The sequence below is a fragment of the Kiritimatiellia bacterium genome (genome assembly GCA_026417735.1).
In the GTDB taxonomy this organism is placed as follows: Bacteria; Verrucomicrobiota; Kiritimatiellia; order PWTM01; family PWTM01; genus CAACVY01.
In genome coordinates this window covers 108086-134087 of sequence record JAOACR010000003.1, presented here as the reverse complement: position 1 = coordinate 134087, position 26002 = coordinate 108086, and the positions used below count along the sequence as shown (strand labels likewise).

Genomic DNA, 26002 nt, shown 5'->3' with positions numbered 1-26002 from the left:
AGGTCCAACACTATATTGACGGACTGCGGTCTTCGCAAACCCTCCCGCTCGGCCTGTTACCCGCTCTCGAGCTGCCGGCGCAGCGCGGCCGCCACCAGTTTTGGATTCGCCTTGCCTCCGCTCAGCTTCATCACCTGGCCGATCAAAAACTGCAGCGCGGCCGCCTTGCCGCCGCGGTAGTCAGCGGCCGGGCCGGGATGCTTTGCGATCGCCTCCTGCGCCCAGGCCGCGATCGCCATCTCGTCGCTCACCTGCGCAAGGCCTTTCGCGCGGATCACCTCATCCGGCATGCCTCCCCGTTCCATCAGCTCACTGAGGACATCCTTCGCGGCGAGCATGCTGATCTGGCCCTGTTCGACCGCGAGGATCAGCTCGGACAGTGCGCGCGGCGTCAGCGGAAGCGCCGCAATCCCCACGCCCTGCTCCCCGAGCGCCCTCAGCACTTCCGTCATGATCCAATTCGAGACCGCTTTCGGCCGCCCGCACAGTCGGACAGTTTCTTCAAAAAAGTCCGCAACACCGCGGTCCGCGGTCAACACGCCGGCGTCATATTCCGGGAGCCCGTACTGGATGACGAAGCGCGCCCGGCGCGCGGCCGGTAGTTCGGGCAGAGTTGCCCGCCACGCCTCGATCTGCTCAGCGGTCAGCTCCACCGGCATCAAATCCGGCTCAGGAAAGTAGCGATAGTCGTGCTCCTCCTCCTTCGTCCGCATCGCCTCGGTCATACCAGTCTCATCGTTCCACCGCCGAGTTTCCTGCACCACGCGTCCGCCCGACTCCAGCACGGCAATCTGACGCCGAATTTCCGCCGCCAGCGCCCGCTGCACACCTCGGAAGGTGTTCAGGTTCTTCAGCTCCGTCTTCGTCCCGAACGCCGCCTCCCCCGCGCGGCGGACACTGACGTTCACGTCGCATCGGACGTTGCCCTCTTCCAAATTGCAATCGCTGATTCGAGCATAGTCGAGCACCCGCCGGAGCTCGCTCAGAAACGCATGTGCCTCCTCCGGCGTGCGCAGGTCCGGTTCGGTCACGATCTCCATCAGTGGGGTCCCTGCCCGGTTGAAATCAATCCCGCTGACCTGCTCGTAGTGCAGGCTTTTGGCGACGTCCTCCTCCAGATGAATCCGCCGGATCCGAATGAAGCGCCGCTCGTCCGCGGTGCTGATGTCCAGCCCGCCTCCCTGGCACAGCGGCTGGTCATACTGCGAAATCTGATAATTCTTCGGCATGTCGGGATAGAAATAGTTCTTCCGGTCAAACCGGCTGCGCGGCGCAATCCGACATCCCAGCAACAGCCCCGCCTGGACCGTCAGGCGGATCGCCTCCAGGTTGATGACCGGCATCGCGCCCGGCAGCCCGAGACATACAGGGCAAACCTGGGTATTCGGCGGCGCCCCGAACGACGTCGCGCAGCCGCAAAACATTTTCGACGCGGTCCGCAACTGCACGTGGACCTCGAGGCCGATCGCTGCAACCCAGCTCATGGAGGCGTTTCTCGTTCCCGCTCGAGCGCTCGTGCGACACGCAACAGTGACGCCTCGCCCATCGCCGGTCCGATCAACTGCAGGCCCACCGGCAGCCCGGCCGAGGTGCGCCCTGCCGGCACTGACACCGCGCAAACGCCGGCCAGATTGACCGGCACGGTGTAGACGTCACTGAGGTACATTTTCAGCGGGTCGTCCAGGTTTTCGCCGAGCCGAAACGCCGGCGTCGGCGCGACCGGACCGGCGATCACATCGCACCGCTCAAACGCGGCCGCGAAGTCGCGCCGAATCAGCGTGCGGACCTTCTGGGCGCGCAGGTAATACTGGTCGTAGTAGCCGGCCGACAGCGCATGCGTGCCCAAGATGATCCGGCGCCGCACCTCCAGTCCAAACCCCGCCCCTCGGGTACGCGCGTACATCTCGGTCACGCCCTCGGCGGAGACCCGCAGACCGTAGCGAACGCCGTCATATCGCGCCAGGTTTGCCGAAGCCTCCGCGGTTGCAATCAGGTAGTACGACGCGATCGCATGGCGTGTGTGCGGAAGGCTCACCGCGACGATCTCCGCGCCGAGCGCGCCGGCCCGCGTAATCGCACCACGCACCAGCCGCTCGACCTCCGCGTCCAGGCCACCAATAAAGTACTCGCCCGGGATCCCGATCCGCACCCCCCGGAGATCTTGCGATGCCGTCTCGAGCGCCCGCTCACAACCGGGAGGGGGCACCTCCAGCGTTGTTGAATCCCGAGGATCTCGGCCCGCGATCGCATCCAATAGAATGGCCGCATCGAGCACCGTTTTCGTGATCGGACCGATTTGATCCAGCGACGACGCGTACGCAACCAGACCGTATCTCGACACACGCCCGTAGGTGGGTTTCAGACCAACACAACCACAGAACGAGGCGGGTTGGCGGATCGATCCGCCCGTGTCGCTGCCGAGCGCCGCAATCGCCAGGTTCGCCGCAACGGCCGCCGCGGAACCACCACTGGAGCCCCCGGCGACGCGCTCCGGATCCCATGGATTTCGAACGGGCCCGAACGCGGACGTCTCCGTGCTCGATCCCATCGCGAACTCGTCGAGGTTGAGCCGTCCCAGCAGGATCGCTCCCGTGGCGCGCAGACGCGCGGCAACGGTCGAATCGTAGGGCGAGCGGTAATTCGCCAGCATCCGGGACGCGCACGTGCACGGCGCGTCGCGCACCGCAATGTTGTCCTTCACGCCGATCGGCACACCCAGCAGGGGTGCCGAATCGCCACGGGAGCGCCGCTCGTCAGCCTCGTGCGCTGCGGCGAGCGCCGCGTCCGCATCCACCGAAATGTAGGCGTTCAACTCCCCGTTTCGACGCTCAATGGCCTCAAGAACCGATTCGACCACCTCCCTCGCGGAAACATCCCGCGCCGCTAGCCGAGCGCGTGTTTCCGCGAGCGTCCAGGCGGCGGGCGCGTTCATCGCCATCACTCGAGGATCCGCGGAACTAAAAACAGACCGTCCCGCGCCGCGGGCGCGTTGCGCAGGGCCATCTCAGGGGAAAGCCCGGCTTCGATCTCGTCCGGCCGGAAGACGTTGCTGACGGGCATCGCATGAGCGGTCGGCTCAACCCCCTCCAAATCAAGTTCGTCGAGCTGCCGGACATATTCGAGGATCCGTCCAAGGTCCCGCGCAATTCGCTCCGCGACCTCTTCCTCCAGATAGAGCCGCGCGAGGGCTGCCACACGGCGAACCTCCGCGCGCATCGCTTCCGGTGCAGATGAAGAACTCGACGTTGTCATCACCGCGGCGCCGCAGTGTACGGAGCCTGCGCCGCTGCCGCAAGCGGACAACCGGCTCGTCCACCCGCCCCACCCTCCCCCGCCGTCGTAATGACCGTCCTCCTCCGGATTTGTGAAGACCTCGTGCGCGAAAGAATCCCACGTTTCGTACTTCCGAGCGCGCGCTGCCGCTCGACGGAACGACGGCGTTCGCGCTACAAAATGTGCACCGGCACGTCGCCGTGGAGGTACAAGCGAAATGACCATGAGCATCCGGAGCGGCATCGCCATCGTCGTGATGGGCGTCGCCAGTTCGAGGGCGGCAGACGGATGGACAAACCTCTTTGACGGGGCCACGCTCAACGGTTGGACACAGCTCAACGGGACCGCGACATACCGTGTGGAGGACGGCGCAATTGTCGGCCGGACCACCGAAGGCAGTCCGAACTCGTTTCTGTGCACCCTGCGCGAGTTCGCGGACTTTGAACTCGAGTTCGAGGTCAAGCTTGACTGTGGTCTGAACTCGGGCGTCCAGATCCGCTCCAAGACAAAGACCCTGCCCGGTGACAGTGGCCGCAAGGGCGTTGCCGGTCGAGTGTACGGTCCGCAGGTGGAGATCGAGTGCAGCGGGCAAAACGGCGCAGAGGCTGGCTATGTCTACGGCGAGGCGACCGGCCGTGGGTGGTTGACGCCGAGAGAACGGCTGATCCCGCACAGAAAGTTCCGAGACGGCGAATGGAATCGCTATCGAATTGTCGCGCGCGGCCCGCGAATTCAAACTTGGATCAATGGGGAACCGGTGGAAGACCTGGTGGACGAGGCGATCTACCAGACACATCCGACCGGCTTCATCGGGCTGCAGGTCCACAGCGTGCCCAAGGGCGCCGGCCCCTACGAGGTGCGCTGGCGCAACCTGCGCCTGCGCGAGCTGCGGTAACACTCACGAGCGCTCGCCCCGACCGCGTGGGGCCGACCATCGGCGGCTACACCCGCCAGGGGGAACGGTAGTTGCGCGTCAACCAGGTGGGATCGCCGGTGCTGCCGGCGAACTCGAGCTTGCCGGGATCCCACCGAATCACCTGCCGGTGGTAGTAAGCGAGATTCATCAGGTGGCAACAAATGGCGGTGCGAGCCCCGACCACCTCGCTGGCAATCGGCTTGCCACGGTCCCTCATCCGCGCGAGGAAGTCATCGCTGTGCGACTTGCTCTCGTAGAGGCGCACCTTCGCATTGGCAAGGAACATCCTTTCGGCCTTCGCCACTTCGGCCGCGCACGAGGTCTTTTCGCGGTTGGAGGAGGCGACCGTCTCCCCCTTGATGATCAGCTCAAACTTTCCGCGGTTGACCTTCACTTCGCCCTCCGACCCGAAAAAGTGCACTCCAAATCCATCCTTGTGGATCACGCGCACCCCATTCGCGTAGATGAGCGTCGCGCCTCGCTTCGCGTTGGGGTCGGTCGGCGGGCGCACCTCCACCGGTCCGCTCTCGTCCATCCCGAGCCCCCACTGCGCAATGTCGAGGTGATGTGCGCCCCAATCCGTCACCATACCGCCGCCGTATTCGCGGTATCGCCGCCAGTGTGGAAAGTGATCGTGGAGACCCCGTGGACTCAGCACCGAATTGTAGGGTCGCATCGGCGCCGGCCCCAACCACAGGTTCCAATCCAGCCCCGGCTCTTCCGGCTCCGCCGGCAGATCACAAGGGACAGCGGGGTCGCCGAAACTGCACTCCACCCGCTCGATCTTGCCGATCACCCCGTTGCGAACCAACTCGCAGGCGATCCGGAACTCCTTGGAGGAACGTTGCATCGAGCCGGTCTGCAGCACCCGCCGATGCTGCGCCACCGCCTTCATCACCTCGATCGCCTCGTGGATGTTGTGCGTGAGCGGCTTTTCGCAATAGACGTCGCGGCCCGACTTCACCGACGCAATCGTCTGGATCGCATGCCAGTGGTCCGGCGTCGCAATACAGATCGCGTCGAGGTCCTTTCGCGCCAGCAGATCGCGGAAATCGTTGTAGCCCGTAACATCCGGCACACCGAGGTCTCGGTGCTCTTCATAGAATCGTTTCGCCTTTGCGACCGCATCTTCCCGCCGGGTGGTGTCGACGTCGCAGACCGCCAACACCTGAGTGCGCCACAGGAAAGTGCCCAGCAGCGAGCGGGACTGTTTTCCCATCCCGATGAACCCCATCGTGATGCGTCCGCTCGGCGCCTGAGCCGAAAACAGACGGGCCGGCAGCACCATGGGCGCGCTCGTAGCGATCGCACCCCGAAGAAACGAACGACGAGTCAGATCACCACGCCCCGTCATCGAAACCTCCATGGAGTTGGATGCGGCGCATTCTAACCCTCCGCAACCAAAAGTCCAACCACGGTGGCGGATCGGCAGGGCGCCGTCCGTCCCACGAGGCGCCAACCGCACCCCGGCGCGGGGTCAGCACCGCGTCAGCGCGGCAAGCACGTTGGGCACCGTTTCCTCTGGCCGGATAGGAACCCAGGCCGCGATCACGCGCCCCTCCTCATCTAGCAAAAATGCGGACCGGATCATGCCCATGGAGGTCTTCCCGTACATGGTCTTTTCGCCCCATGCACCGTACTTGGCGGCAACCTGGTGGTCCTCGTCCGACAACAACGGGAAGCCGAGGCGGTATTTCACGTCGAAACGCTCTTGCGCAGCGGGCGGATCCGGGCTGATTCCGACGACCGCCACACCTGCACGACCGAGCTCGTCCAGCGCGTCGCGAAGCGCACACGCCTGTTTCGTACAACCGGGTGTGTCGGCCTTCGGATAGAAGTAGATCAGCGTCTTGTGGCCGCGCAGGCTAGAGAGTGACACCTTGCGGCCGTGCTGGTCTGGAAGTTCAAATGCGGGCGCCGGCTGACCGATCTCCAGACTCATGGTGTTTCTCCGACCTTGCTGGCACAACCTACGCCAGTTGTCCTGATGCGCAAGGCTGGGGGGCACTGATGGCAACGCGAGTTGCGGTTCGTCCTCAAAGATCGTACAAGGCCGACCACTGACGGAGGTGAACATGCGAACGAGGCGTTTCGTCGTTTTTCTTGCGGCCATGACGCTGTCCGGCGGCCTTGCACCGGCGGAGGAGCGCCAGCCCGTCGAACTTCGGACCTATTTCTTTGCGTCACGCGACCGCCGCGAAAGGTTTGCCGCGTTTGCCGCAGAAGCGCTCGCGCCAGCGCTCCGGCGTCTCCGCTGCGAGCCCGTCGGCCTGTTTCATGCGGCGGCCACCGACAACCCCCACCTCGCCAGCGATACGAACCTCGAACTGCGCCTCTACGTCGTCATTCCCCATCCCGATGCGCAGTCCGTGATGAACCTCGATGAACGTCTCGCCGCCGACCCCACCTACCTCGCCGCGGAAACCAACGCGCTCGCCACACCCATGAGGGACCCGCTCTATCTGCGGCGCGACACGCAGCTGCTCCGAAGCTTTCGCATGTGCCCGCGCGTTCGCGTCCCGGCGAAAGGGCCGGACCGCATCGTTCAACTGCGCATCTACGAAAGCCACAATGAAGACCGCGCACGCTGGAAGGTCCACATGTTCGATGACGGCGGCGAAATCGCGATCTTCGATCGCGTGGGCCTCCGGCCAGTCTTGTTTGGCGCTTCCGTCGCCGGCGTCCGCCTTCCCAGCCTCATCTATCTGCTTGCGTTTGAAAATCGCCAGCAGCTGGAAACCGCGTGGGCCGCCTTCCGAGCGGATCCCGCATGGCTGAAGCTGAAGGACGATCCGCGCTACACCGACACCGTCTCACAAATCGTGAACCTCATCCTGCGCCCTCTGCCAGGTTCAGACATTTGATCGCGCGGTGCCACCACCGCGCGCGACGTGTGGCATGCGCGCGCGCGATCGCTCACCGCCGGTCGGCTCAGAGGTACTGGCTCAGGATGAGTTCGTAGAGTTCTTGTTTGCCACTGATCTGCTTGGGCTCGCCCTGGCTCATCGCGATCCGGTGGAGATCTTCGAGCGTCAGCTTGCCCTTTTCAAACTTGGCCCCGTCGCCGGAGTCAAACGAGGCATACCGCTCACGTCGCAGCTTCAGATATGGCGAGCTCCGCAGGATCTCGTCCGCGACGATCAGCGCGCGCGCAAAGGCATCCATGCCAGTAATGTGCGCGATCACCATGTCCTCCAGGTCGGTCGAGTTCCGACGAACCTTCGCATCAAAGTTGATGCCGCCGGTCTTGAACCCCCCCGCCGGCAGGATCACCAACATCGCCTCCACCAGTTCGTAGAGGTTCACCGGGAATTGGTCGGTGTCCCACCCGTTCTGGTAGTCGCCGCGGTTCGCATCAATGCTCCCTAGCATGCCCGCGTCTGCCGCCACCTGGAGTTCGTGCTGGAAGGAGTGGTTTGCCAGCGTGGAGTGGTTCACCTCGATGTTGAGTTTGAAGTCCTTGTCGAGACCATGGTGCCGGAGAAAACCGATCACGGTCGCCGCATCGAAGTCGTACTGGTGCTTCGAGGGTTCCATCGGCTTCGGCTCAATGAGCAGTGTTCCTTTCCACCCTTGGGCACGCGCGTAGTCGCGCGCCATCGCGAGGAAACGCGCCATGTGCTCGAGTTCGCGCTTCATGTCGGTGTTCAGCAGCGACAAATAGCCCTCGCGGCCGCCCCAGAAGACGTAGTTGGCTCCACCCAGCTCGATCGTGATGTCCAGCGCCATCTTCACCTGCGCGCCCGCACGCGCAACGACCGCGAAGTCGGGGTTTGTCGCCGCACCGTTCATGTATCGGGGATGACTGAACAGGTTCGCGGTGCCCCAGAGCAGCTTCACACCGGAGGCCTTCTGCTTCGCCTTTGCATACTCCACCATCACCTGCAACCGGCGCTCGCTCTCCGCGAGCGTGTCGCCCTCTTCGACGAGGTCATAGTCGTGGAAACAGTAGAACGGAATGCCCAGTTTCGTCGCGAACTCGAAGCAGGCATCCATCTTGTCTTTCGCGCGCTGAATCGGATCGGTCGCGCTGAGCCAGGGAAGCCGCCGTGTCGGCGCACCAAAGGGATCACTGCCCGTGCCACAAAACGAGTGCCAATAGGCAACCGCAAAGCGGAGATGATCTCGCAGCTTCTTGCCGGCCACGACCCGGTTCTCATCGTACCAGCGAAATGCGAGAGGATTTCGCGACTCGGGCCCTTCATACGCGATCTTCCCAATGCCCTTGAAGAACTCCCGATCTCCGATCAGCACTTTCATTGCGCACTCCTTCTGCCCTGTGTCACTCCATTCCTGCGCCGCTGGGCTGCGCTGGAGTCTACACTCACGGGGTGCGTGGCGCAACCGGTGGAGAGCACCCGCGCTGCGCCCCCCCCGACCTCCCCGCTCGCCGAGGGACTCCGCTCACCCTCTTGACGTGGCCGAGGTCGTCTGGCAGTGTGCAGGTTGCGTGTATGCCGGACCCGCAAGGAGATGGTGCCGATGAACCGCATGAACCGCCGCGAGTTCTTCCGGTGCGGCATGTTGACGATGGCGGTGGCGGGTGCACCGGCGGGGGCCACGGGCTGCGTCCCTCCGCATCTCGAGTCTTATGCGGACCTTTTCCGTCGTGATCCGCGGGCGGCCTCGCTGGCCTGGTTTCGCAACGCGAAGTTCGGACTGTTCCTTCACTACGGCCTATACTCGATTCTGGGCCGCGGTGAGTGGGTGATGCTGCACGAAAAAATTCCGGTCGCGGAGTACGAACGTTTGAAAGAGCAGTTCACCGCGCGCCGGTTTGACGCGGATTTCATTACCGATCTGGCCTGCGAAGCCGGGATGCGCTACGTGAACCTGACCTCGCGCCACCACGACAGCTTCTGTCTGTTCGAAACGGCGCAGAATGACTTCCACTCGAAGGCTTCGCCGGCCCGCCGCGACCTGGTCGCGGAGCTCGCCGATGCGTGCCGAAAGAAGAAACTGGGGCTCTTTCTGTACTACTCCTACGCGCTGGACTGGCGACACCCCTACTTCTACAGCAATGAGGTGTCGAAATGGAAATCCGCCCGTCCCGCCTACCCCGTCCCGGAGCCGTCGTACCGTTTTCGGCGCGACGAGGATTTCCGCCACTACATCGAGTTCGTGCACGCCCAGCTCCGCGAACTGCTCACTCAGTACGGACCACTGGCGGGAGTATGGTTCGATCCTATCATGGGCTACTACGCGCGGCCGGATTTGTTCCCGATCGAGGAGACCTACGCGCTGGTCCGCCGACTGCAGCCGCACTGTCTGATTTCGTTCAAGCAGGGCGCGACCGGCACCGAGGACTTCGCCGCGCCGGAGCGCGCCGGTCAGTCCCTCGAGCAACGGGTGCGCAAGATGATCGGGGAAGAGAACGCCCGGATTGCTGCTCGCGCGTGGGCCGCAAACCGCAACAAGTGGAACGAAATTTGCGACACGCTGCAGCCCCACGTCTGGGGCTACCGAAAGGACGATGACGGCAAGCACCTCGATGCGACCGAAACCTTGAACCGTCTTGCCGCCGCGCTCGGTCAGCAATGCAACCTGCTGATGAACACAGGTCCTCTGCCGGAGGGCGAGATTCACCCCGATGACGTCGCGACGTTGCGGGAGTGCGGCCGCCGCATTCGTGCACAGGGTTGGCTCCAGCCGCGGTCGCCCGCCGCATCCTCGGCGCCCTCACCGGGCATCAGCTAATGGAAGGGGTTCAAACGATGCGCTCAGCTCGCGATCCGAAGATCTTCGCCGGTCGTGCCGTTTCACGCCGGACGTTTCTTCGAGCCTCCGCGCTCGCCGCCGCTCCGCTGATTGTGCCGGCCAGCGCGCTCGGACGCGGCGGCGCGGTCGCTCCCAGCGAACGCATCACGATCGGTTGCATCGGTGTCGGCGGCCAGGGGCAGGGCAACATGCGCAACTTCATCGCCCAGCCGGACGCCCAGATCGTTGCGTTGTGCGACGTGGAGCGCGAGGCGGCCGGCAAGGGACTTGTTCCCGCCGCTGCGGCCGCTCGCGCCGAGGCCGAAAAAGTCGGCCGCGCTCTTCGGGAACAGGACCTGGCAACCTACCACGATTTTCGCGAGCTGCTCGCACGGGACGACATTGATGCGGTCTCCATCGCCACACCGGACCACTGGCACGGCCTGATCGCTCTGGCCGCGGCGCGGGCGGGCAAAGACATCTACTGCGAGAAGCCGCTCACGAACTCGATCCCCGAGGGACGCGCCGTCTGCACGGCGGTCGAGCGATACGGTCGCGTTCTTCAGACGGGCAGCCACGAACGGTCGAACGACACCTGCCGGTTCGCGTGGGAGCTTGTCAACAACGGCCGGATCGGCCATCTGCGAGAGGTCGAGGTGCGGCTGCCCACGACGGAGCCACACCACCAGCGCATCCGCGGCGCGACCGGCCCATTTGCGCCCCAATCGCCGCCGGAGACGCTGGACTATGACTTCTGGCTGGGCCCGGCGCCGTGGCGGCCCTACTTTCCTGAGGCCACCCACTTCGGTTGGCGATTCTGGCTGGCCACGGGCGGCGGCGAAATGACCGATCGCGGCGCGCATGTGCTCGATCTGGTGCAGTTGATCACCAACCACGACCGCAGCGGCCCGGTCTGGCTGAGGGCCTCCGGGCGCCGCACCTCCAGCCCGATTTTTGACGCGTTCATGGATTTCGAGTTTGAATACCGCTACGCGAACGGCCTGCGGGTCCACGGCCGCAGCGAAGGAAACCGCGGACTGAAGCTGATCGGCAGCGAGGGTTGGATCTTCATTCACATCCATGGCGGCCGTTTGGAGGCCGACCCGCCGTCACTGCTCCGGGAGAAAATTCTTCCCCATGAGCGACGGACCGAGCGCAGTGGGGGTCATCACCGGAATTTTCTGGACGCGGTACGCTCCCGGCGCCGTCCGGTGGCCGACCATGAAATTGGTCACCGGAGCGCGACCATTTGCCACCTATTGAATGCGTCGATGGAGCTGGAACGCCCGATCCGGTGGGACCCGGTCGCGGAACGGGTGATTGGCGACCCGGAGGCGCAGCGTTGGCTGGAACGGCCGATGCGCCCCCCGTGGCACATCTAGCTGAGCAACGAGGTCCATGCGATGAATCGAACGGTCTTTGAGGGTGGTGCGGTGAGGGGCGGCGTGATCGCGTCGGCGATCGCGCTGCTTTGCGGCGGTTGTGCGACCCCAACCGGAAAGACCCCGCAGGTACCGCCAGTTGAACACGCGCTCGAGACCGCGGCGCGTTGGGATTTTGGACAGGACCGCTCGGTCCTCGATGCGGCGGAGCGCGCTTTGAACGCCTGCAGCTCCCGCGCGCATCGGTCCGTCGCTGAAGCAGCCCTGCTGACTCTGGCGCGCCGCGCGGATGCCCCTCGAGGCGCCCGCCAATTTGCGCTGCAGCAGCTGGGCCGTTTTGGATCTGCGGAAGCCGTTGAGCCGCTGCTTGAGCTGCTCCGCGATCCTACCTTCGCGCCGGATGTGAGCAGCACGCTGGAGAGAATGCGAGACCCCGGCGTTGATGAGCGCCTGCGGGCGGCGCTGCCGCGCCTGCCGCCTCCGCTGCAGGCGCAGGTGTTGCGAGTGCTGGGCACACACGCGGATCCGGCGTCGGTGCCGGCAATCGAGCCGTTCCTGACTTCCGACGATCCGGCGCTAGCCGCGCTGGCCATCCGTGCACTGGGCCGGATCGCGACGCCGGCCGCCACCGAGCTGGTGGCACGGCACGCGGCGGTCGCGGGACGCGCCGCACGGGAGGGGGGATGGGATGCGCTCCTGTCGTGCTTGCAAGCCGCGGTGTCGCGCGGCGACCGCGTGATGGCGGAGCGCTGCGTGATGGCGATTGATGGCGCTGGCGCGCCCGAATATGTCAGGGCGGCCGCCGCGCTGGCCACGGCCCCCATGGCGACTTCGAACGAGCGCCTCGTTCGGGCACTGACCATGCTCGGTTCGACGAACGGCGCGATGCAGGTCGCCGGCGCCGAAATTCTGCGGCGGCATGTGGATGCCGCTGGCGTCGTGCGCGCCGCGGGGGCGATCGCGCTGATGCCGGCCGCCGCGCAGATCGCACTACTCGGGGTGCTGGAGGATCGGGGCATTACGGCGGCGGAGCCCGCGGTACTGTCGCTGGCCGCAGCCCGAGATCCTGCAGTGCGCGCAGCGGCCCTGCGCACGCTGGGCGCCATGGGGAGCGGTCGGGCGGTCGCAGTTCTCGCACAGAACGCCCTCGAGGGGCCGGAGGCAGTAAAGGTCGCGGCACGGAGGGCGTTGCGCCGAATCAGCGGTGCCGGCGTGGACAGCCAGTTCCATCTGCTGCTCCGTACCGCCGAGCAGCCCCTCCGGCTGGAACTGGTACGTGCGGCCGGTGAGCGCGGCGACCCATCGCTGGTGCGAACACTGCTGGAGTTGACCACCACAGCGGATCACGCGCTCCGGCGGGAAGCGATCAAACAGGCCGGCGCTCTCGCTGGGCGGGATGAATGGCCACGGCTGCTGGACGGCCTGCTGAATGCCACCGACGAGGCGGACGCCGACGCCTGGCTCGGCGCGACCGAGGCCGTGGCGCTGCGCGTTCCGCAGGTGGCAACCGAGCTGCCCAACCGATGGGAAAGCGTGACCGCGCCGGCGGCGCGGGCCGCACTGCTTACGCTGGCCGGCCGTCTGCGTCTGGCTGAGATGCTGCCGCTGGTCGCGACCGCGGCCGGCTCGGATCAAATGACAGTGCGCAACGCTGCGATTCGAGCTCTCGGCGGCTGGGCGGATCCCGCGGCGCTGCCGCCGCTCATCGCGGCAGCCCGTCATCCCGATGCCGCCTCCCGGCGTCTTGCGCAGCGCAGCCTGGTACAGCTCTTGCGCCAGTGCACGGGCGTGGCGCCCGCCGACCGCGCCGCACGTGCGGCCGAGATTGCGCCGCTCCTTGAACACGCCGATGAGCAAAAGGCCTTGCTGGCGATCCTGGGCGAGCTCGGCACTGCCGCCGCCGCGGAGATCGCCGCGCAGCACCTGGACCACACATCCGTCCGCACGGAGGCCGAGCTGGCCGTGTTGCGAGCTGCCCGCGCGCCAGGCGCAGTCGCCTCGCCGGCCGTGCGGGCGGCCTTGGAACGTATCGCAAAAGAGAGCGACGCGCCGGATCGCCGCGACGAGGCGGCCAAATTGCTGGCCCCGCCGCCACCGTAAAGTTCCGGCTAGGTTTTCCCAAACGCCGGATCAATCGCCAGGACGCACGGAGAAGCTTTGCGCCACACGTCGGACGACGAAGGCCGTTCTCCAGCTCCGGAACGCCTCAGTAGTCGTACGAACTGCCGCCGATAAATTCGCGCAGCAGCGAGCGGGACGGAATCGCCTCGTCCGACTCGATCGGCGTTAAGGGCTCCAACCACTCGTACAGGCGCTTCGCCCGCAGATACGCGTCCTGTCGGCGTGGCTCGTCTCGACAGACGCGGATCGCTTCCGGCAGCACATGCCATACCCGCGGTTTCAGAATCGGCAGCTCATGCGGCAATGCGCTGTTCACGATGAAGTCCACCTCACTGATGAACGGGATGATGTACTTCAGCTCGCTCGCCCGCACGTAGTGCCAATGCGTAATGGTTTCCAGCGGGCGGTGGTTCCGATGCCACGCGTCGCGCACCATGCGACGCATCATGCGGAGATCCGCCCAACGCAGAAACTCTCCGTGCGCGTTGCGGATCTGCTCGAGCGTTTCGATGTAGACCCGAAACTTCCGTTCCGCCGGCACGGAGCTGGTCATCGGCCCGTACAAACCATGCAGGCTGTCCAACAGCAGCAGCTCATCCGGTTCGAGCCGCATCGACGAAACGTTCAGGGTTCGCCGGCCCGTCTTGAAGTCGTACCGCGGGACCTGGATTTCACGGCCCGCAAGCAGTTCGGTCAAATGGCGGTTGATCAGCTCAATGTCGAGCGCCTGCGGCGTTTCATAGTCGTAATCGCCGAACTCGTCGCGCGGGTGCTGCTCCAGATCGAAAAAGTAGTTGTCCAGATTGAGCGCGCGCAGCTTTAGTCCCGCCGCCGCCAGATGCTCCGACAGCTTGATCGTGGTCGTTGTTTTGCCCGACGAGGAGGGCCCGGCGACGATAACCAACCGCACGTCGGCCCGCCGCTCGATGATGCGGCTGGCCGCAGTCCGCACTTCCGCCTCGTACCGCGCCTCCGCATCGCGAACCAGCTCCGCGTACCGCCCCTCTGCAATGCGGCGGTTCAAATCCGCGATGCTGGCGCATTCGTGGTCGAGATTCCAGCGGAGAACTTCGTAAATGACGCGGTACGGAATGTTGTCGGTCGCCTCGATCCGCCGCGCGCGTGCGTCGCGCAGCCGGGCGCGCTCGTGCCGATAAATGATGTACGCGCGGGCGGCCTCGGCGCGGCCGGACATCATCAGCACCCGTTCCACGATGTCCTGAATGTCCTCGACCGTCGGGGCGGCGGCCGGCCCGTACGCGGCGGCCAGCATCTCTTCCACCTGCTGCGCCAGCATGGCGGCGACGGATCGGTCGCCCTGTCCCAGCGACGCGAGCGCGCGCAGAATCGCGGTCTCGATCCGATCGCGGTCGTAGGGGACGACCTGACCGTCGCGTTTCACAACTCGCCGGGGCGGCGAGGCGGATGTCGGCACAGTGGTCAGGGCCGGCTCTCCAGGAAGCCCTCGAGCTTGCGGATGCGCGTTGGGTGCCGCATCTTGCGCAGCGCCTTCGCCTCGATCTGCCGGATTCGCTCGCGCGTGACGCGGAACTTGCGCCCCACCTCTTCTAGTGTGCGGGAATAACCGTCCACCAGGCCAAACCGGAGTTTCAACACCTCCTGCTCGCGCTCGGTGAGGGTCTGCATCACTTCCCGCAGCCGCTCCTTCAGCATCGCCTGCGCGGTGACGTTCGCAGGATCCTCCGCGCTGGTGTCCGCGATGAAGTCGCCGTAGCTGGTGTCGTCGCTGTCGCCAACGGGGCTGTGCAACGAGATCGGCTGTTGCGCAATCTTCAGAATGCCGCGCACGCGCTCCACCGGAAGGTTCATCTCCTCCGCCAGCTCCTCGGGGGTCGGCTCTCGGCCGTACTCCTGCAGCAACTGTTTTTGCACCCGCATCAGCTTGTTGATCGTTTCGATCATGTGCACGGGAATGCGGATCGTCCGCGCCTGGTCCGCGATCGAACGGGTGATCGCCTGCCGGATCCACCACGTCGCATAGGTGCTGAACTTGTAGCCCCGGCGGTATTCGAATTTTTCCACCGCCTTCATCAGGCCCATGTTCCCCTCCTGAATCAAATCCAGGAACGACAGGCCGCGATTTGTGTATTTCTTGGCGATGCTGATCACCAGCCGCAGGTTCGCTTCCACCATTTCCGATTTCGCGCGCTGCGCGTTTCGCATCCAGGTCTTGAACTCCTGATACCGCGCCTCAAACTCATCGGCGGGCACCAGCGCGTCCCGCGCAATCGCCTCCAGCCGCTCCATCGCCTCCGTGACCGCGGGCGGGGCGGACCGGCCGCGCGCGCGCTCACGCCAGGCCTCCACCGCGCGCGACGCTTCGCGAAACTGCGCGTGAACCTCGTCCGCAACGACGACACAGTCCTCTATTGCCTTTTGCTTGAAACAGAACTTCTCCAACAGCTCCTCGACCTGGCGCCGGACCCGCTCAAAGGCCTGCCGCCCCGCCGCGTCCGCAGATTTCGAACGCCTGCGCATTTGCATCCACCGATCGAAGCTTTGCAGCGCAGCCCGGTGGGCACGGGCGACCGCCTCCCGGAGCGCGGGGAGACGTTTCAGATAGCGCTCACGGCTTTTCGCGAGCTTATCGTTCACCACGCGGTCGAACCGTTCCCGACCCTGTTCGAGCCTCTCCGCAATCTCCAGGAACGCGCGAACCGCAAAGCCGAACTGGCAGAAAAGCTGGCGGCTCTTTAGCTCCGCCTCTTCGATGCGCTTGGAAATTTCGACTTCCTGTTCCCGGGTGAGGAGCTGCACCTGCCCCATCTGCTTCAAGTACATCCGTACCGGATCGTCGAGCACGTCCGCACGCTGTGCGTGGCGGGCGCGGCTCTCGGCCTCCTGCATCTTGTACTTGTCCACCTCGGATGCGCTGATGACATCAATGTCCATGCTCCGGAACATCATCAGCAGGCTGTCGAGCTCCGCGGCGCTCACGCAACTTTCCGGCAGCGCGTCGTTGATGTCCTCGTAGGTCAGATAGCCTCCCTGCTCGCTCGCCAGCGAGATTAGTTCCTTGATCTTCTGATTGCGGGTTTCGCGGTCCATCTTTCCCGCCGGCACAACATCGCTGCCGGCGGCCGTCCCCCTCACCTGCGCCGCCACCACTGGGGGGGTCTCGTTGACGGCGGGTGACGCCGTCCCGGACATGCTGTGGGCTCCCTCCTTCGCATCCGAAGTTGCCGGCCGAGTATCATGCGGACGAGCCGATTGTGAACGTTCCTTTCGATGGCTTGCCATGCTCTCCTCGTGCTGGGACACAATCGTCCCATTGTAACGCGGGCCCTACACCTTACTCATCCTTCCCCGTTCTGTCAAATGCCTGTGCCCGAACCTTCGGACAATCTGCAGCGCTCCCATTCGTCGTTCTACATCAGCGGCGGCCCACCGACCTCCGGCGGCGGACACCGCCCGACCCGCCTTGCGTGCGACCACCTGGGAGCCTATGTTCGCTCCATGCGGGTGACCATTGCGCTCCCCCTTGAGGTACAGCTCGAACTTGCGCGCGTCCGAGCCAGCGAACGGATCGCGGTGGGTCTGAGCGGCGGGGTGGACTCATCCGCGACCGCACTGTTGCTGGCGGCCGCTGGCTTCGAGGTGGTCGGTCTGACGATGCGGATCTGGGATGGCGCGGTGCAGATCCGCGAGAGCGGACGTTCGGGTTGCTACGGCCCGGGCGAGGTGCGTGACCTTCAGCGCCTCCGCGAATTCACCGCCCGTTTGGGCATTCCCTTGCACGAAGTCTCGCTCGCCTCGGATTACCAGCGAGATGTTCTCGAATATGTCCGCGCGGAGTACCGCCGGGGGCGCACTCCGAACCCATGCGTCTGGTGCAACCGGCGTGTGAAGCTCGGCCGACTGCTCGAGGCCGCGCGCCAGGCGGGAATTGCGTTCGACCGTTTTGCGACCGGCCACTACGCACGCCTTCGGCCGGACGGGACCACTGGCCGGATCCATTTGTTCCGCGCCGCGAACGAGGGAAAGGATCAATCGTACTTCCTCGCGCTCGCGACGCAGGAACAGCTCAGGGGGCTGTTGCTGCCGCTGGGCTCATTGGGGAAGGACCAGGTGCGTGAGATCGTCGCGGCAGCCGGCTTCGAAGCCCTCGCGCGTACGCCGGAGAGCCAGGATTTTCTGGAGTCCGCCAGGTATACCGACCTGTTCGATCCGACAGACTCGCGCCCCGGCGACATCGTGGACCTTCAGGGCCGAGTGGTGGGCCGTCACCGCGGCCTGGTCCACTACACAGTGGGGCAGCGGCGAGGCCTCGGCCTTGGTGGCACAGGAGAGCCGTGGTATGTGGTTCGGTTGGAGCCGGCGGAGAACCGAGTCGTGGTCGGCCGGCGCACCGACGTGCTCGCGGGGCGCCTCACGGCAGTTGGCGCCAACTGGATCGCGTGGGCAGAGCCCCCGAAAAGAGAGTTTCGCGCCGCCTGCCGGGTGCGGCAGCGGCACGCGCCGGCCGCGGCCCAGATCCGCGTGGTCTCACCCGACGAATTCCTCGTCGAATTCGATGAACCCCAGTTCGCCGTCACCCCCGGCCAGATCGCGGCGATTTACGACGGGGACGACCTCCTCGGCGCGGGAACCATCGACTCCGTTTCCCCGTCGGACGGCACAGGGTGAATGGCGGCATTCAGACTCCCCGTCCGATACCCATCGAGATCCAGCGCAACATAGCGGAACCCGCAGGCGCGCAACTTCGCCGCCACCGCGTGGCGGATGGTCGGTTCACACATTCTCGGGATTTCGTCAGTCGCCAGCTCGATCCGCGCAACATCGCCATGCGCGCGCACGCGCAACACGCGAAAGCCAAGCTCGAGCAGCACTGACTCCGCACGTTCGATGCGCGCCAGAAGCTCGGCCGTAACCGGCGTGCCATACGGCACCCGCGAGGCCAGACACGCCGATGCGGGCCGATCCGCGGTGGGCAGCCCCAGCCGACGCGATGCTTCCCGCACCTCCGCTTTGGTGAACCCCAGTTCCGCCAGCGGACTGCGGACTCCGAGACGCCGAGCCGCCTCCCGGCCGGGCCGGTAGTCATGAAGATCGTCAGCGTTCGAACCGTCCACCACCACCGCGTCGCCTTCTTCAGCCGCAATCGCCACGAGTTTTTCAAACAGGTCGGTTTTACAGTGGAAACAACGATCCGGTGAGTTCGCAGTGTACGCGGGATTTTCCAGTTCACCACCGCGGATGACCCGGTGCCGGAGGGAAAACCGCGCCGCGAGTTCCTTTGTCAGTGCGAGATCCGCCCGCTTCAATGAGGGCGAATCCGCCGTCACTGCGAGCGCTCGCGCCCCCAACGCCCTGGCCGCTGCCACCGCCAAAAACGTGCTGTCCACGCCTCCGCTAAATCCCACTACCACCGCGCCAGCGTTCCGCAGCCACTGATTCAGTGCCTCCGTCTTTTGTGTCAGCGCGTCACTCATCAACCGTCCTTCCGGAACACGATCGCGCCGAGGCGCACCCAACGCAAGCTTTAGCCGCGGCCAATCGAACCTCGACCCCCAACGACGGCGTTGCACTTGAAAATTCCCCCTCCTCCCTCACCGCGGCAGTGCGCGCCGCGTCCTGCCCATAAACAAATTACACGAATTTTTTATTTGCAGTTGTCGCTCGGCGCAATAGTATGAACCATCGGCGATGCCAGTGTACTGCCCAGAGTGCGGACGCACCCTGACGACCGGGGCGAAGCAACGTCGAGAACCGGTGATGTGTGGCGAGTGCGGCCGGCCGCTCGCGGAGCGCACCGAAGTGGAAGCCGCATCAGCGTACCGGCTGCGCCGGCCCCTCTCTCTCGGCGTGTTCGCGCAGTCGCTGGTCGTACTTCTCGCCGCTCTCTCGGGCGGGCTGCCGTTGCTGCGAACAAGCGTCGGTCGGGGTCTCGGGCGATGGCTCGGTGTACCAACCGATTGGTTGCCCGCCCCGCGGCAGTGGGGGTTCGCCGAGGTGGCCGCGGTCATGGTCGCCGTGCTGCTGCTCTTGACAGCTTCGCGTTTTCGTCGCGCACCCCGGGCTGCAGCAGTGAGCCGGCCTTGCCCTCCGCCGCTGGCGCCTTCCAGCGAAAACAGGCAATCAACAGAGCGCCGGCAGTCCCCCCTCCCCTCTCAGGCCGAGGGTGCACCTCCGCCACCGGCCCCGGCGTCGAGGCATTGCCGCACCTCGAACAGCAGGTGTGCGCGCGTGAACGGCTTCGAGAGCACCGGCACACGCGCCGATGCCGACACCACCGCAAAGGGATCATGCGCATAGCCGGTCATGCAGATCGCGCGCACAGAGGGTCGGATCGCCAGTAGCCGCTCGATCAACTCCGGGCCGGACATCGCGGGCATGATGATGTCGGTCAGCACCAGATCAAAACGGTTCGGCTCGCGTTCGAACAGGTGCAGCGCCTCGATGCCGTTGGCCGCTTCCACCACTTCGTACCCAGCCGACCGCAGCATGCGCGCCGCCAGCGCACGTACCCCGGGTTCGTCATCCACAACCAGCACGCACTCGCGACCGCCCGGTACTTCGCCGACTGCGGCCTCGTGGGCCACCGCCCCCACCAGATCGGGTCGATGAGGGAAGTACATCGTGAACACCGTCCCCCCACCCTCCGCGCGTCCCGCCTCAATATGACCGCCCATCGCGGTGATAATTGACTGCACGACCGCCAGCGCCATCCCGCTGCCACGCTCGTCTCCCAGACGCGCAAACGGCTCGAACACGCGAGCGAGCGACTGGTCATCCAACGTCGGCCCGTTGTCCGCCACTTCAAGTCGCACCAGCTCACCCGCCGGCAACCCGGGCCGCGTGCGCACAAACTCCTCGTCGGCAACGAGCACGGCGGTGCTGACGCGGAGCCGGCCGTGCGGCGGCAGAACGTCCCGCGCTCGCACCGCCAGGTTCATCAGCGCCTGGCTGAGCCGCGCGGCGTCCCCTTCGATCGGGCAGGGTTGATCGTCGAGCAGGGTGACGATCTCCACGTCCCGCCCCAGCGTCCGGCGGAGCAGCCGGTCCATGCCCCGTACGACCTCGTTAACATCCACCGGTCCCCGTTCGGATGGCGTCGGCCGGCTGAACGCCTGCAGTTGGCGCACCAGCGACTCCGCGCGCCGTGCCGCCTGCATCATTTCTTGCAAGTCCGCCCGAATGGAATCCGGCAAGGCCGGGTCGTGTTCGATCAGCTGACCATAACCGAGAATCGCGGTCAGCATGTTGTTGAAGTCGTGCGCGATGCCCGCGGACAGCCGTCCCACGGCCTCCATCCGCTGCACCTGTGCGAGGCGTTCCCAGCCTGCCCGGATCTCCTGTTCCGCCCGACGGCGGGCGGTGACATCCATCATGACGCCTTGGAGCACCCAGCGATCGCCAAGGTTCATGTAGGTACCCCGGTTTTCGATCCAGACCTCACGCCCGTCCGCCGCCATCACGCGGTACTCCAACAAAAACGGCTCATGGCTGACGTCGTGCACGTCGCAGATGAGATGGCGGACCCGCTCACGATCTTCGGGATGAATCTGGCGCAGCCACAGGCCCGGGTCTTGCAGCCAGATCTCGGGCCGAAAGCCCAGCAACGTTTCCACCTGGGGGCTAATGTAGGTCGTGCGCCGCGGCAAAAGGTCAAACACGTAGGTGATCGCTGGAATCTGCTCCACCAGCCGACGGTAGCGCGTTTCCGCCTCCATGCGCTCCTGTTCGAGCCGACGGCGCTCGCTGAGATCCCGCAGATGGAGAATCACCGCGCGCTGCCCGCCCGCGCTGATCGCGCTGGCGCGGATCTCGATCTGACGCCGGCCGGCCGGCGAAACCAGTTCGCACTCAATTCCGCGGTGGCCGCCCTCCAGCCACTCCTCCATCGCAGCGCGAAGTGTTTCGAGATGGCCGTGGGAGAAAAACGCATCCAGCGAGCCGCCGAGGAGCTGGTCTCGCTTTGCACCCAGAAGCTCGCATGCGGCAGGATTCGCGTCCAGCACCGCGCGGTCCGGCGCGATCACAAGAATTCCATCCGGGGAATGCTCAACAAGCAGCCGGAACCGCTCCTCCATTTCCCACAGGTCGCTCGTCCGCTGGCGAAGCACCGTCTGCAACGCCTGTTCGCGGCGCAGCGTCTCTTGGTGCCGCAAATGGAGCTGCAACACCGTCTCCAGCAACAACCCCAACTCCCGCTCGGTCGCCGCTCCATCCAGCGCGACATCAGCCCCCGCCGACCGCAAACGTGCCGCATCGCCGGGTCGCGCGTCCCGCAGCACCCCGATGATCGGTGCGGCCGGCGCACGCAGCGCGCGACGTACGCGCTCGCACAACGCCCGTGGCCATTCTTCCGCACGGTTACAGTACAGCACCACCGCGGCCAGCGGTTCCTCCTCCACCCATCGTGCTTCCGCCGCGCCGGCGTCCGGTACGCGCTCGACCTTCGGCGGAGGGGTCATCGCGGCGGCGATGCGCTGCAGCACCGCCCACTCCCCATCGCTCGCGCCAACAGCCAGAATCATCGCGGCGGGCTTCATCCCTCGCGCACTATACCACAACGCGAGCGGTCCGACGGTGTGGGCGCGGAATTGTCCAGCAGCCGTGTGCCGTGCGGGTCCATTGTCGTGATCCAACTGCGGGACGGAATGCCCAACGCGTTGAACGTCAGCACCATCTGTTGCTCGATCGCACGAGCTTTGCGGGCGTCGTCGGTGATGGCGAACACGGTGGGGCCAGAGCCGGAGATCGCCATGCCATCTGCGCCCGCCCGCAGCGCGCTCTCCTTGACCTGATCGAAGCCGCGGATCAGCCGCGAGCGAATTGGCTCGATCACCGCGTCGTTCAGACTGCGTGCAAACAGCGAGTAATCATTCTTCGCGAATGCCGCGGTGATCAGGGCGGTGTTCGCCATGTTCGCGACAAATGCCCGCATCGGCACCTGGTCGGGCAGGATGCGGCGCGCGTCACGGGTCAACACCGTCAGCGCCGGCGTGACCAGCACGATCTTCAGCCGCCGGATGATCCCGATGCGTGTCACATCCAGCGGCACAGTACAGCGCGTCAGCGTCGCACCGCCCAGCAGCGCGGGCGCGGTGTTGTCCGCAAAGAAGCCGCCCGAGACTTCGGCCTCCGCCTGCGTGGCGGCAAGGATGAGCTGCTCGAGGCTGAGCTGTCGCCCGTACAGCCAGTTCGCCGCAAACGCGCCCGCCGCCGCAGACGCCGCGCTCGAACCGAGGCCGGAGCCCGCCGGCAGCCCCTTGTACACCTCCAGCTCCACTCCCCCCCGCTCGCCAAGAATTTTCAGCACGTTCGCCGCCGCCACCGAAGCGGTGTTCCGCATCGGATCCGTCGGGATCGGCGTCGGAGACCGAATCGCACGAATACGGATTCCGCGACGGCTGCGCCGAGCCCGCACGACATCGCCGAGCCCCCGAACCGCCATGCCCAACACGTCGAATCCCGGTCCGATGTTCCCGATGGTGGCGGGGGAAAAGACGCGGATCCACTCGTTGTTCATGCGATCTCCTGCAACAGCCGGGCCCGCAGCGCGGTGTAGTCGGCGGGGAGATTCTCCACGGCGAGCGGACGGGAAGCCAGCCGTTCGAACGATGCCGGCGGCGCGGGAGAAAAGCCGAGCTCCCGCTCGATCACCTCCGGAAATTTTGCGGGATGGGCGGTCTCCAGACACACCGCCGGGCGGGGGCCGCCACCGAGACGTTCTAGCGCGGCCACACCCACCGCCCCATGCGGCTCCAGCAGCACACGCCGCTCGCGCCACCACCGCCGCAGACAGTCCACCGTCTCCGCATCACTGATCGAAATCGACTCGACATACCGGCGCATCACCCTCACCTCGGGCGACCGCACCAGTTCCCCGCTACGGGTCAGCACACCGCCATACCAGTCCACGTAGCGTGCGAGGTTGCTCGGATGCCCCACGTTCATCGCGTTCGAGAGGCAGGCCCGGGAGGGAGAGATCGGCCGATACGCGCCGGTCGCAAGAAACCGTGGCACCTCATCGTTTTCGTTCACCGCCAGGATGAGGCGCGCAACCGGCAGCCCCATTCGGCGGGCCAGCTCACAGCCGAACGAGTTCCCGAGATTTCCCGACGGCACCGAGAACGTCACGGCCGTGCCCTCGGGGCTGACCCGCAGCCAAGCGTAGACGTAATACACCGCCTGCGGGAGGATGCGCCCGACGTTGATCGAGTTCGCCGACGTGAGGCGCAGCGGAGCCAGTGCACGATCGAGAAAAGCCTCTTTCACCATCGCTTGGCAGTCGTCGAACGTGCCCTCCACCGCCAGCGCGGTAACGTTCGCGCCGATGCGGTCGAGCTGTCGCCGTTGCACCTCGCTGACCTCGTCGCGCGGGTAAAGAACAAAGACGCGGAAACCGGGCACCTCGCGGAACGCCTCCCCCACCGCGCTGCCGGTATCGCCCGAAGTCGCCACCAGCACGGTCGCCCGGCCGCACCGGCTGACGGCCCGCAGCATTCGCGCCATCCACCGGGCGGCGAAGTCCTTGAAGGAGGCAGTGGGGCCGCGATCCAGCCGCAACAGCCACAGTCCCTCCTCCATCGGCTCCAGCGGGACGTCGAAGTCATACGCCTCTTCGCAGATCGCCGAAAACTGCGCCGGCGGTACCACGCCCTCGACGAACGGCCGCAGCACCTCTTCCGCCACCCGCCAGTACGGCGCGTCGCGCAACCTCACGAGGCCTTCCAGATCCAGGGCCGGCACTCGCTCCGGCAGATATAGGCCGCCATCCGGCGCCAGCCCCCGTTCCAGCGCGGTGGCCAGCCCTACCGGCTCCCGCTCGCCGTTCGGCAGCTCCCGGTGAGTGCTGACATATCGAATGGGGCCTCCGGCCGGCGCGGCCGCCATCGTCTGACCGCGATCGTTCATCGCGCGCCCGACGCCGCGGAACCAAACACCTCCCGGATCGCTTCCAGGTAAGCCAGGCGATGGACCGTGTCCGGTTCCAGATAGCTGCCTTCCGTCCACTCGTTCCAGGCGTTCACGGTGATGATTCTCGGTCCGCCCAGCGCCTCCAGCTTCTGGCGCGTTCGCCGCAGCGCTTCGCGAAACGCGTCCGGTGTCGTGCTCATCGTGTTCATGAACGGATATCCGAAATTACCGAAGTCCTCATCCTGCGCCGTGCGCGGACTGGAATCCCATCCCATCGTCACATTCGGATAGTACGGGACCCCGAACATCGCCCGCGCGCGGTCCCAATATCGCTCATACCCCTGCCACACCTCCTCGTATGGCGTGACCAGCTTCGGCAACGCAACGTGATGAATCCACACGTAGGAGGTCACCGAATCAAAACCCAGCTCCCTCACCAATCGAGCGGGATCGGCCGGCGTCGTTTCACCCGGTAGAATCGTCCGCCCCCAGACCACCGCGTTCAGATGCAAACCCGGCAGCCCCGCCGCGACCGCCCGTGCGCGCCAGTCGTCCAATGCCGCGCGGGTGCCAGCGACCGAGCCGAACGACTCCACCAGCCGAGTTAGGTCGTAAAAGGAAAAGTACGGCTGTCCGTCAATCCGCCAGTGGTTGGGTTGACGGAAATACCGCTCAATGCAAATGTCGCCGATGCGTCGGAAGGTCTCGGGACTCACTTTGCCCGGGAACAGCGTTGTCGGCTGGCGGCGTCGGCTGTGGGGATGAATGTCCTTCCAGTCGTGATTGGCCCACATCAGCGCGAATTTCATCCGGTGACGATTCGTCGCCTGCAGAAACCCTTCGTCCAGCGCCTTTTCAAGAAAGGGACCGTCGTGATACCAGTACCAGTCAAACAAAAACACATCCACCCCATGGTCCGCCGCGGCGTCAATCTTGCGTGCCATCACGGCAGGGTCGGCCTCATTTTCATATCCCCACAGCGGCACCAACGGCTGTCGATGACCGGCAAATCTTGGCCGCGCCGCCCGGACCAGCTCCCACTCCGACCAGCCCGGCCCCTTCAGGCGCTGGTTGCGCGCATCGGACGGGTGGTAGTTCGGGAAGTAATAGACCGCCACGGTCCACTCGTCCGTGACCGAGGAGGCATCCGCTGAGGATGCTGATGCGCCCCCTGCCATGCTCGACACCATCGCGCCCAACAGAAGCCATCTCGTCCGGCGTGTCACTGTGTGTGCCTCCACATTTTCCCGCCCACGAGTGATCGACATCGCCGTGGGCCCGGCAGGGCTCGAACCTGCGACCAGAAGATTATGAGTCTTCCGCTCTGACCGGCTGAGCTACGGGCCCGTCGCGGCGGGCGCAGCATAGCACAGGCGTCTCCTCCCGTGGAGCAGCAGGGGCCAGCCCCCTTCATCTCATCCCGGCCACACCGGGAGGCGCTTTGCGGACGATCGGGCAAAGTGATCACCGCGCACTGAGCGGGTCCAACCCTTGGAACCCCGGTGAAGGCTGGCTTCCCTATGTTGGACGCCTTTGCCGGTTCTCAAACGTTGCCGCCTGCAGGCGAGCGCGTCCAGTTATCCGATCGCGCCCGGTCTGCCATCGGACCCCGCACCTGGCCCCGGTTTGAAGGGCACCTGTCTCCCAACATCTGCGATCGGTCGGCCGGGTGTCTCCAAGACCGCTCCGCTCCGGCGCGGCGGTTCGACCAACGCGTTCCTGCGAG

General features: G+C 65.5%; 19 protein-coding genes and 1 tRNA gene. 6 read left to right on the top strand and 14 right to left on the bottom strand.

Annotated elements, in window-relative coordinates; all coding sequences use genetic code 11:
• Positions 1–56: 56 nt before the first annotated feature.
• From gatB to gatC, 3 genes are read right to left on the bottom strand one after another with little or no spacing between them, the layout of a single operon-like run.
• Positions 57–1484, bottom strand: coding sequence for an Asp-tRNA(Asn)/Glu-tRNA(Gln) amidotransferase subunit GatB (gatB, locus tag N2652_00690; GenBank protein ID MCX7817729.1), 1428 nt, complete (start codon positions 1482–1484; stop codon positions 57–59).
• The gene (gatA, locus tag N2652_00685) at positions 1481–2932 is read right to left on the bottom strand and encodes an Asp-tRNA(Asn)/Glu-tRNA(Gln) amidotransferase subunit GatA (GenBank protein ID MCX7817728.1); all 1452 of its coding nucleotides are present in this window, start codon (positions 2930–2932) and stop codon (positions 1481–1483) included. The genes gatB and gatA overlap by 4 nt, the downstream gene beginning before the upstream one ends.
• A 5-nt stretch (positions 2933–2937) precedes the next feature.
• On the bottom strand, positions 2938–3252 hold the full coding sequence (gene gatC, locus N2652_00680; GenBank protein ID MCX7817727.1) for an Asp-tRNA(Asn)/Glu-tRNA(Gln) amidotransferase subunit GatC: 315 nt from the start codon (positions 3250–3252) through the stop codon (positions 2938–2940).
• Positions 3253–3496: 244 nt separating this feature from the next.
• On the opposite strand from gatC, the gene N2652_00675 reads away from it, so the two are divergent.
• Positions 3497–4168: a DUF1080 domain-containing protein gene (locus tag N2652_00675; GenBank protein MCX7817726.1), complete on the top strand. Its 672-nt coding sequence runs from the start codon at positions 3497–3499 to the stop codon at positions 4166–4168.
• A 46-nt stretch (positions 4169–4214) separates the two neighbouring features.
• Here N2652_00675 and N2652_00670 read toward each other — a convergent pair whose 3' ends face one another.
• Together N2652_00670 and bcp are read right to left on the bottom strand one after the other, a co-directional pair.
• The gene (locus N2652_00670) at positions 4215–5543 is read right to left on the bottom strand and encodes a Gfo/Idh/MocA family oxidoreductase (protein MCX7817725.1); all 1329 of its coding nucleotides are present in this window, start codon (positions 5541–5543) and stop codon (positions 4215–4217) included.
• 123 nt (positions 5544–5666) lie between these two features.
• Positions 5667–6131: a thioredoxin-dependent thiol peroxidase gene (gene bcp / locus N2652_00665; GenBank protein ID MCX7817724.1), complete on the bottom strand. Its 465-nt coding sequence runs from the start codon at positions 6129–6131 to the stop codon at positions 5667–5669.
• Positions 6132–6264: 133 nt separating this feature from the next.
• Between bcp and N2652_00660 the strand changes: the two genes are divergently transcribed.
• Positions 6265–7053 (top strand): NIPSNAP family protein, encoded by a 789-nt coding sequence (locus N2652_00660; protein MCX7817723.1) that lies wholly within the window; start codon positions 6265–6267, stop codon positions 7051–7053.
• A gap of 67 nt (positions 7054–7120) precedes the next feature.
• On the opposite strand, the gene xylA is transcribed toward N2652_00660, so the two are convergent.
• Positions 7121–8449 carry a xylose isomerase gene (gene xylA, locus N2652_00655; GenBank protein ID MCX7817722.1) on the bottom strand — a complete coding sequence of 443 codons (1329 nt, stop codon included), beginning with the start codon at positions 8447–8449 and terminating at the stop codon, positions 7121–7123.
• A gap of 222 nt (positions 8450–8671) precedes the next feature.
• Between xylA and N2652_00650 the strand changes: the two genes are divergently transcribed.
• The 3 genes from N2652_00650 to N2652_00640 are packed head-to-tail and all read left to right on the top strand — an operon-like array spanning position 8672 to position 13368.
• The gene (locus N2652_00650; protein MCX7817721.1) at positions 8672–9886 is read left to right on the top strand and encodes an alpha-L-fucosidase; all 1215 of its coding nucleotides are present in this window, start codon (positions 8672–8674) and stop codon (positions 9884–9886) included.
• 17 nt (positions 9887–9903) lie between these two features.
• Positions 9904–11268, top strand: coding sequence for a Gfo/Idh/MocA family oxidoreductase (locus tag N2652_00645; protein MCX7817720.1), 1365 nt, complete (start codon positions 9904–9906; stop codon positions 11266–11268).
• A gap of 21 nt (positions 11269–11289) precedes the next feature.
• Complete coding sequence (locus N2652_00640) at positions 11290–13368, top strand: HEAT repeat domain-containing protein (GenBank protein ID MCX7817719.1); 2079 nt, start codon at positions 11290–11292, stop codon at positions 13366–13368.
• A gap of 106 nt (positions 13369–13474) precedes the next feature.
• On the opposite strand, the gene N2652_00635 is transcribed toward N2652_00640, so the two are convergent.
• Both N2652_00635 and rpoD read right to left on the bottom strand, forming a co-directional pair.
• On the bottom strand, positions 13475–14791 hold the full coding sequence (locus N2652_00635; GenBank protein MCX7817718.1) for an ATP cone domain-containing protein: 1317 nt from the start codon (positions 14789–14791) through the stop codon (positions 13475–13477).
• 38 nt (positions 14792–14829) lie between these two features.
• On the bottom strand, positions 14830–16560 hold the full coding sequence (gene rpoD / locus N2652_00630) for an RNA polymerase sigma factor RpoD (protein ID MCX7817717.1): 1731 nt from the start codon (positions 16558–16560) through the stop codon (positions 14830–14832).
• 306 nt (positions 16561–16866) lie between these two features.
• Here rpoD and mnmA point away from each other — a divergent pair, with 306 nt between their 5' ends.
• Positions 16867–18036, top strand: coding sequence for a tRNA 2-thiouridine(34) synthase MnmA (mnmA, locus tag N2652_00625; GenBank protein ID MCX7817716.1), 1170 nt, complete (start codon positions 16867–16869; stop codon positions 18034–18036).
• On the opposite strand, the gene larE is transcribed toward mnmA, so the two are convergent.
• From larE to N2652_00595, 6 genes are all read right to left on the bottom strand, one after another.
• Entirely contained in the window at positions 17967–18842 is an 876-nt protein-coding gene (gene larE, locus N2652_00620) for an ATP-dependent sacrificial sulfur transferase LarE (GenBank protein MCX7817715.1), read from the bottom strand. The genes mnmA and larE overlap by 70 nt on opposite strands.
• A gap of 678 nt (positions 18843–19520) precedes the next feature.
• Positions 19521–21890 carry a PAS domain S-box protein gene (locus N2652_00615; protein ID MCX7817714.1) on the bottom strand — a complete coding sequence of 790 codons (2370 nt, stop codon included), beginning with the start codon at positions 21888–21890 and terminating at the stop codon, positions 19521–19523.
• Positions 21891–21901: 11 nt separating this feature from the next.
• On the bottom strand, positions 21902–22885 hold the full coding sequence (locus N2652_00610; GenBank protein ID MCX7817713.1) for a homoserine kinase: 984 nt from the start codon (positions 22883–22885) through the stop codon (positions 21902–21904).
• Positions 22882–24273 (bottom strand): threonine synthase, encoded by a 1392-nt coding sequence (gene thrC / locus N2652_00605; GenBank protein MCX7817712.1) that lies wholly within the window; start codon positions 24271–24273, stop codon positions 22882–22884. Before thrC ends, N2652_00610 begins: the two co-directional genes overlap by 4 nt.
• Complete coding sequence (locus tag N2652_00600; GenBank protein MCX7817711.1) at positions 24270–25502, bottom strand: glycoside hydrolase family 99-like domain-containing protein; 1233 nt, start codon at positions 25500–25502, stop codon at positions 24270–24272. The genes thrC and N2652_00600 overlap by 4 nt, the downstream gene beginning before the upstream one ends.
• 47 nt (positions 25503–25549) lie before the next feature.
• A tRNA-Ile gene (locus N2652_00595) sits at positions 25550–25623 on the bottom strand.
• Positions 25624–26002: the final 379 nt, after the last annotated feature.